Here is a 6256-nt window from a genome sequence, read left to right as displayed (position 1 = left end):
GCGCCTGTTTCTTGCCGTAGCGGTCGAGGATGAAGGCCTTCATGATGCTGTTCCTCCAGATCAGGCGTCAGCCATGACGGCGGTGGGATAATCGATGTAGCCCTGCGCGCCGCCGCCATAGATCGTGGCCGGGTTCATCTGGGCGAGTGGGGTACCGGTTTTCAGCCGTTCGACCAGATCGGGATTGGCGATGAAGTGGTGACCGAAGGCGAACAGGTCGGCCTTGCCGGCGCCGAGACGCGACCTGGCCAGATCAAGGTCATAGCCATTGTTGGCGATGTAGGTGTTGCGGAAGCGCTGCCTCAGTGCGTCGAAATCGAAAGGCGTGGCCGCGCGCGGCCCACCGGTCGCACCCTCGACGATGTGGATATAGGCGATGCCGAGACCGTCGAGCTTTTCGACGACGTAGCCGTATTGCGCTTGCTCATTGCCCGACAGCACGGAGCCACCTGCGGGCGAGACCGGCGAGAGGCGGACGCCCGTGCGCTCGGCACCAATTTCCTTCGCCACGGCGGCCGTGACCTCAATCAGCAGCCGGGCTCGGTTCTCGATCGAACCCCCATAAGCGTCCGTGCGGACATTCGCGGTCTCGCGCAGGAACTGGTCGAGCAGATAGCCATTCGCGCCATGGACCTCGACCCCGTCGAAACCGGCCGCGATCGCATTGGCCGCAGCCTTGCGGAAATCCTCGACGATGCCGGGAATCTCTTCCGCTTCGAGCGCGCGCGGCTCGGATACATCGGCGAAACCATTGTTCACGAACGTCTTGGTCTCGGCACGGATCGCCGACGGCGCGACCGGGGCTTCGCCGTCATGAAGATCGACATGGCTGACGCGGCCGACATGCCAGAGCTGCACGAAGATGCGGCCGCCCTTGGCATGGACCGCGTCGGTCACCTTGCGCCAGCCGGCGATCTGTTCGGGCGTGTAGAGGCCCGGCGTATCCTGATAGCCCTGAGCCTGCCGCGAGACCTGCGTCGCCTCGGTGATGATGAGCCCGGCGCTCGCGCGCTGCGCATAATAGTCCGCCGCAAACCGGCTCGGCACGAGGCCCCCCCCCCGCGCGGTTGCGGGTCAAGGGCGCCATGACGATGCGGTTCGCAAGCACGAGCCCGCCGAGGTCGTAAGGGCTAAACAGATCAGTATCGGTCATCGTCTCAGTTTTTGTTCGAATGAGTTGAATGCGTTTGCGTAATTCTGTGGCTTCTCACGCGCTCGCCAGATAGCGATCGGCGGGCCGGGACTGCGCGAAACCGGGGATCATGGCCTGACGCGCGGCTTCGAAAGCTGTCCATTGTCCCCCATCATGAAGTGGCGGGATGGTGACGGGCTCGCGCCGGTCGAAGCCGACCAACGCCGCGTCCACCAGATCGTCCACCTCCATCACGCCTGAAAGGGTGTCGACATCGACGCCCGCGTGGCCCCAGATCTCGGTGCGGGTCGCCGCCGGAAGCACAGCCTGGACATAGACGCCCTGGGAAGCGAGCTGGAGGCTCAGCGCCTGGGAGAGATTCAGCACGAAGGCCTTGGTCGCGCCATAGACCGGCATGCCGAATTCCGGCGCGAGGCCGACCACGGAACCGATATTCACGATCGCGCCTTCACCCGCTTGCGCAAGGCGGGGGGCGATGGCGTGGGCAAAGCGCACGAGCGCGGTCGTGTTGAGCGCCACCAGCCTGTCGATATCGTCAACGGCTTGCTCGATGAAGGAGTCCGCCAGACTCGCCCCGGCATTGTTGATGAGGATTCCGATCCGCGCGTCGTCGCGCAGCCGCGCCTCGACCGCTACACGCTCCGCCGGATTGACGAGATCCGCCGCCACGATGTCGATCGTAACGCCGGTGTCGCGCCGCAGACGATCGACCAGCGCCTCCATCCGCGCCGTGTTACGGGCGACCAGCACCAGGTCATGGCTGCGGCGCGCGAAGCGCTCGGCGTAGGCGGCGCCGATGCCAGTGGAGGCGCCGGTGATGAGGACGGTTGGCTTGTCGGTCATGGCATTGCCCTTTCGTGGCATCGAAACTATATTCATGATGATTGTCATCATTGATCGCAAATATGATAGCCATCATCAAAATGTCAATGCCGAGCGGAGGCCAAGCGAAATGAAGGTGAGCCAGGAGCAGAAGGCGCAGAACCGCAGCCGCATCCTGACCGAGGCGGGACGGCTGTTTCGCGAGAAGGGCTTCGATGCCGTGAGCGTCGCGGAAGTGATGAAGGCTGCCGGGATGACTCATGGCGGCTTCTACGGACATTTTCAGTCAAAGGACGATCTGGTCGCCCAGACCATCGCTCATGCCGTCGGCAGCCAATCAGTCACCGACGATATCAGTGGCTGGATCGACACTTATCTCTCGACACCCCATCGGGATAATCCGGATCTGGGCTGCCCGATGGCTGCCCTCGCGGGGTTCATGCGGCAACAGGCCCCGGAGGCACGCGCGTCCATGGCACAAGTCCTTGCCTCGCAGATCAACACGCTCACCGGTGTCATGCCCGGTGTCGACCCGGCCAAGCGGCGCCGGGCGGCGATCGGTAGTTGGTCCGCGATGGTCGGCGCGCTCATCCTCTCCCGGTCGATCGATGACCCCGCGCTGTCGGCCGAACTCTTGTCTGAGACCCAGGCATGGATCGGCGAAAGGACCATCCCCGGCCAGGATGGATGACGTTCGACGCTGACGGTCGACTAATTGATCATTGGATTGTCGATCGACTGCCTGAGCTTGCGCACGTCGCGTGCGGGCGGCGCCCCGAACTGCCGCAGATATTCGCGGCTGAACTGGGAGGCGCTTTCATAGCCGACCGCATAGGCGACGTCGGAGGCACTTCGGTCGCCGGCGAGCAGCAACTGGCGCGCTTCCTGAAGGCGTAGCTGCTTCTGATACTGGATCGGGCTCAATCCAGTCAGCGCGACGAAGTGGCGATGCAGGCTCGCTCGGCTCATGCCAGCGGCTTCGCACAGCGCCTCGATCCGCAGCCGCCTATTGCCGTGGTCGCGAATCCATTCGACCGCGCGGCGGATGCCGCCGATTGCGCCTTCTGGGCGGGCGATGTGACGCAACAGTCGCCCCTGCGGGCCCTGCAAGAGACGATAGAGCAATTCGCGTTCCGCCATCGGCGCGAGCGCCGGGATGTCCGCCGGCGTGTCGAGCAACGCCAGCAGGCGTAGCAGCGTATCGCGCAGCGGTGGCGTCATTGGATTGATCGCGATGCCGCTGCCTGGAGTGTCCGCGTCGCGCACCGCCGGCATCGTTGACGCGACCTCAGCGAGAAGCGCCGGATCGAGGACCAGCGAAACCGACACATATGGACTGCCGTCGTCGGCGTCGTGAATCTGCCCGCTCAAAGGCAGATCGAGTGCGCTGACCAGATATTGAGACGCGTCGTAGCGCAGCAGCTCGTCGTGGATGGCCACCTCTTTCGATCCCTGCAGAATGAAGCAGATCATCGAACGGTAGAGACATGGCGACGTGCCCGAGGTTGCCTGTCCGACGCCGATTTCCAGGCGCGGGATCGGCGTAATGGTCATTCCGGTCCGCCCGTGGCGGAGCGCGAGATCGCAAAGGGGCCTCAGGCTGTCGGTCATGCCGACGAATATGACACCAATCTTCACGCTCGCAAGAGCCTGAGACAATCAGGCAAGTAATTGAGAGCATCAGGCGGGGCGTCGGGCACAGCAATCGCCTATCTCACTCCCAGCGAATGCGACGCCTCAGGCGTGCCGTCTGGAAAATCAAATCACAAGGAACGCAGCCATGTCTCAGAAGATCGCACTCATTACCGGCGCCAGCCGCGGCCTCGGTCGCAGCATGGCGCTGCACCTCGCCCGTCGCGGCGTCGGCATCGTCGGCACCTATCGCCGGGGCGCGGCGGAAGCCGATGCGCTGGTAAGCGAGATCGAGGCGCTGGGCGGCACGGCGGCGATGCTCGCGCTCGACGTCACCAAGGTGGCGAGCTTTCCGGCCTTCGCCGCATCCTTCGCCGAGACGCTCCGGAGCCGCTTCGGCAGCGACCGGTTCGACTATCTGGTCAACAACGCCGGTGCCGTCGTCCACGTGCAGGTCGCTGACGCGAGCGAGGAACAGTTCGATGCGATGATCGACATGCACCTGCGCGGACCGGTGTTCCTGACGCAGGCATTGCTACCGGTTCTCGCCGATGGCGGACGCATCCTCAACGTCTCGACGGGCTTCACGCGCACGTCGATGGCCAGCTTCGGCCTCTATGCCGCAGCCAAGGCGGGGCTCGAGACGCTGACCCGGTTCATGGCGCTGGAGCTCGGCGCGCGGCAGATCCGCGTCAACGCCATCGCGCCCGGCGCCATCGCCACCGATTTCGGCGGTGGTAGGGTCCGCGATGACGAACAGGCTCATGCCTTCGTCGCGAGCAAGATCGCGCTCGGCCGCGTCGGTCAGCCCGACGACATCGGCGGCGCAGTCGCAGCGATCCTGTCTGACGACATGGGTTGGGCCAACGGTACGACCTTCGATGTCTCTGGTGGTCAGTCGCTCTGATGCTGCATCCGGCTCCATCGGAGAAACCGTCATGACCGAGCAAGGCCTCACTCTCATCAGCCATCCGCTGTGCCCTTTCGTCCAGCGCGCCGCGATCGTCCTCCTCGAAAAGGGGGTGGCATTCGACCGGATCAACGTCGATCTGTCGGCAAAGCCCGACTGGTTTCTGGCCCTGTCGCCGACTGGCAAGGTGCCGGTGCTGAAGGTGCGCCAGCCGGACGGTGCGGATGCGATCCTCTTCGAAAGCGTGGTCATCTGCGAATATCTGAACGAGACGCACGGTGGCGCGGCGATGTACCCCGACAATGCATTGTTGCGTGCACGGCATCGCGCCTGGATCGAATTCGCCACCCAGACCTTTACGGAGGGCTGGCAGTTTCTTCACGCCAAGGACATGCCGACCGCCGACGCCAGGCGGGCCGCCTTCCAAGATCGGCTGAGCAAGATCGACGCGGAACTGGGCGACGGCCCGTATTTCGCCGGGCCGGACTTTGGTCTGGTCGATGCGGTCTACGCACCGCTGTTCCGCTATTTCGGGATCATCGATCCGGACGTGGCGGACCCGATCTTCGCAGGCCTGCCACGCGTGACGGCGTGGCGCGCGGCGCTCGCCGAGCGTCCCAGCGTCAAGAACGCCGTGATCGACACCTATCCCGACCTGTTTCGCGACCACCTGCGCCAGCAAGGCGCGATGATCGCGGCTTAACAACCAGAATTCCAAGGAGTGATAACATGACCGACCCATCCAAGAGCGCGCTGATCCTGATCGAATATGTCAACGACTGGCTCTCCCCGACCGGCGGCATTTATCCGGTGTTTCAGGACCGGGAGCAGGTCGACACCGCGATCGCCAATTCGAAGATCATCCTCGAAGAGGCCCGCCGTCGCGGCCTGCATGTGATCCACGCAGCGCTGAAGTTCGAGCCGACCTTCAAGGTGCTCGGCGAGGCCAAGTACGGCCTGCGCAAGATCACGCGCGACCATGGCGCGTTCCTGGGCGAGCAGGCCGATTTCTTCCCCGGCTTCGAGCCGGCGGATGGCGAGCATGTCGTCCGCGAGCGCGCCGGCGGCAGCAGCGTCTTCGTCGGAACCACGCTCGACGGCTACCTGCGCAACAATGGCATCTTCGACATCTATCTTGCCGGCTTCTCGTTGCGCCAGTGCGTCGAATCCTCGATGCGCAACGCGCACGACCTCGGCTACCACACCAATGTCATCTACGATGCGTCGGCCGGCTATACCCGCAAGCAGCAGGACGATTTCGTGGCCGAGATCGCCCCTTTCTACGCCAACGCCATCACTACCCAGGAGTTCGTGGCGCAAACATGATCCTCCGCTGGCCCCGTCCCCGTCCCGGGGCGGGTCCTCGCCGGACCCTTGGTGTGAGGCGATACAATGGTCAGAATGATGGTCGAGCTCACAGTCACGCCAGGCGACACGGACGCATTCGAACGCGCCTTCGCGGTCCAGGCCGCCGCGGTGCATGCCAACGAACCGGGGAACCGCCTGTACGAACTGGTCAAGTCACGCACCCTTGCGGACAGCTGCACGCTGATCGAAATCTACGAGGACGAGGCCGCGCTCGCCGCGCACCGGACATCGTCGCGCATGGCGGCCAATCGACCGCTGACCGTGTCAAACGGCGCGGAACATTGCCCCCCGATCTGGAGTGCGCCCCTTGAAGCGGACAGCGTGACGGCGAGGAATTGACCGGAGAGCCGGGCTTTCGAAGGATGGAAGCC

General features: G+C 64.2%; 7 protein-coding genes and 1 pseudogene. 5 read left to right on the top strand and 3 right to left on the bottom strand.

The window, feature by feature from the left end:
- Positions 1-60: 60 nt before the first annotated feature.
- Both AB6806_RS28880 and AB6806_RS28875 read right to left on the bottom strand, forming a co-directional pair.
- A pseudogene (locus AB6806_RS28880) lies at positions 61-1153 on the bottom strand (alkene reductase).
- A 54-nt stretch (positions 1154-1207) separates the two neighbouring features.
- Entirely contained in the window at positions 1208-1996 is a 789-nt protein-coding gene (locus AB6806_RS28875; protein ID WP_370956363.1) for an SDR family NAD(P)-dependent oxidoreductase, read from the bottom strand.
- Positions 1997-2105: 109 nt separating this feature from the next.
- Here AB6806_RS28875 and AB6806_RS28870 point away from each other — a divergent pair, with 109 nt between their 5' ends.
- The gene (locus AB6806_RS28870; protein ID WP_142023431.1) at positions 2106-2666 is read left to right on the top strand and encodes a TetR/AcrR family transcriptional regulator; all 561 of its coding nucleotides are present in this window, start codon (positions 2106-2108) and stop codon (positions 2664-2666) included.
- Between the two features lie 20 nt (positions 2667-2686).
- On the opposite strand, the gene AB6806_RS28865 is transcribed toward AB6806_RS28870, so the two are convergent.
- Positions 2687-3586, bottom strand: a complete 900-nt coding sequence (locus AB6806_RS28865) for an AraC family transcriptional regulator (RefSeq protein ID WP_142023432.1) — start codon at positions 3584-3586, stop codon at positions 2687-2689.
- A 169-nt stretch (positions 3587-3755) separates the two neighbouring features.
- Between AB6806_RS28865 and AB6806_RS28860 the strand changes: the two genes are divergently transcribed.
- The 4 genes from AB6806_RS28860 to AB6806_RS28845 all read left to right on the top strand — a co-directional run bounded on the left by AB6806_RS28860 (position 3756) and on the right by AB6806_RS28845 (position 6224).
- The gene (locus AB6806_RS28860) at positions 3756-4514 is read left to right on the top strand and encodes an SDR family NAD(P)-dependent oxidoreductase (RefSeq protein WP_142023392.1); all 759 of its coding nucleotides are present in this window, start codon (positions 3756-3758) and stop codon (positions 4512-4514) included.
- A 31-nt stretch (positions 4515-4545) separates the two neighbouring features.
- Positions 4546-5220: a glutathione S-transferase family protein gene (locus tag AB6806_RS28855; RefSeq protein WP_142023393.1), complete on the top strand. Its 675-nt coding sequence runs from the start codon at positions 4546-4548 to the stop codon at positions 5218-5220.
- A 26-nt stretch (positions 5221-5246) separates the two neighbouring features.
- The gene (locus AB6806_RS28850) at positions 5247-5843 is read left to right on the top strand and encodes a cysteine hydrolase family protein (RefSeq protein WP_142023394.1); all 597 of its coding nucleotides are present in this window, start codon (positions 5247-5249) and stop codon (positions 5841-5843) included.
- 75 nt (positions 5844-5918) lie between these two features.
- Entirely contained in the window at positions 5919-6224 is a 306-nt protein-coding gene (locus AB6806_RS28845; RefSeq protein WP_370956362.1) for an antibiotic biosynthesis monooxygenase family protein, read from the top strand.
- Positions 6225-6256 lie beyond the last annotated feature (32 nt).

It is taken from the genome of Allobosea sp. RCC_152_1, assembly GCF_041360765.1.
Classification (GTDB): Bacteria; Pseudomonadota; Alphaproteobacteria; order Rhizobiales; family Beijerinckiaceae; genus Allobosea; species Allobosea spartocytisi.
Note: the sequence above shows the minus strand (reverse complement) of the source record. Positions and strands in the feature narration are given on the sequence as shown.

Excerpts from the sequence above, each read along its gene's own strand:
- AB6806_RS28875 (WP_370956363.1), bottom strand. The coding sequence starts at position 1,996 with ATGACCGACAAGCCAACCGTCCTCATCACCGGCGCCTCCACTGGCATC.
- AB6806_RS28870 (WP_142023431.1), top strand. The coding sequence starts at position 2,106 with ATGAAGGTGAGCCAGGAGCAGAAGGCGCAGAACCGCAGCCGCATCCTG.
- AB6806_RS28865 (WP_142023432.1), bottom strand. The coding sequence starts at position 3,586 with ATGACCGACAGCCTGAGGCCCCTTTGCGATCTCGCGCTCCGCCACGGG.
- AB6806_RS28860 (WP_142023392.1), top strand. The coding sequence starts at position 3,756 with ATGTCTCAGAAGATCGCACTCATTACCGGCGCCAGCCGCGGCCTCGGT.
- AB6806_RS28855 (WP_142023393.1), top strand. The coding sequence starts at position 4,546 with ATGACCGAGCAAGGCCTCACTCTCATCAGCCATCCGCTGTGCCCTTTC.
- AB6806_RS28850 (WP_142023394.1), top strand. The coding sequence starts at position 5,247 with ATGACCGACCCATCCAAGAGCGCGCTGATCCTGATCGAATATGTCAAC.
- AB6806_RS28845 (WP_370956362.1), top strand. The coding sequence starts at position 5,919 with ATGATGGTCGAGCTCACAGTCACGCCAGGCGACACGGACGCATTCGAA.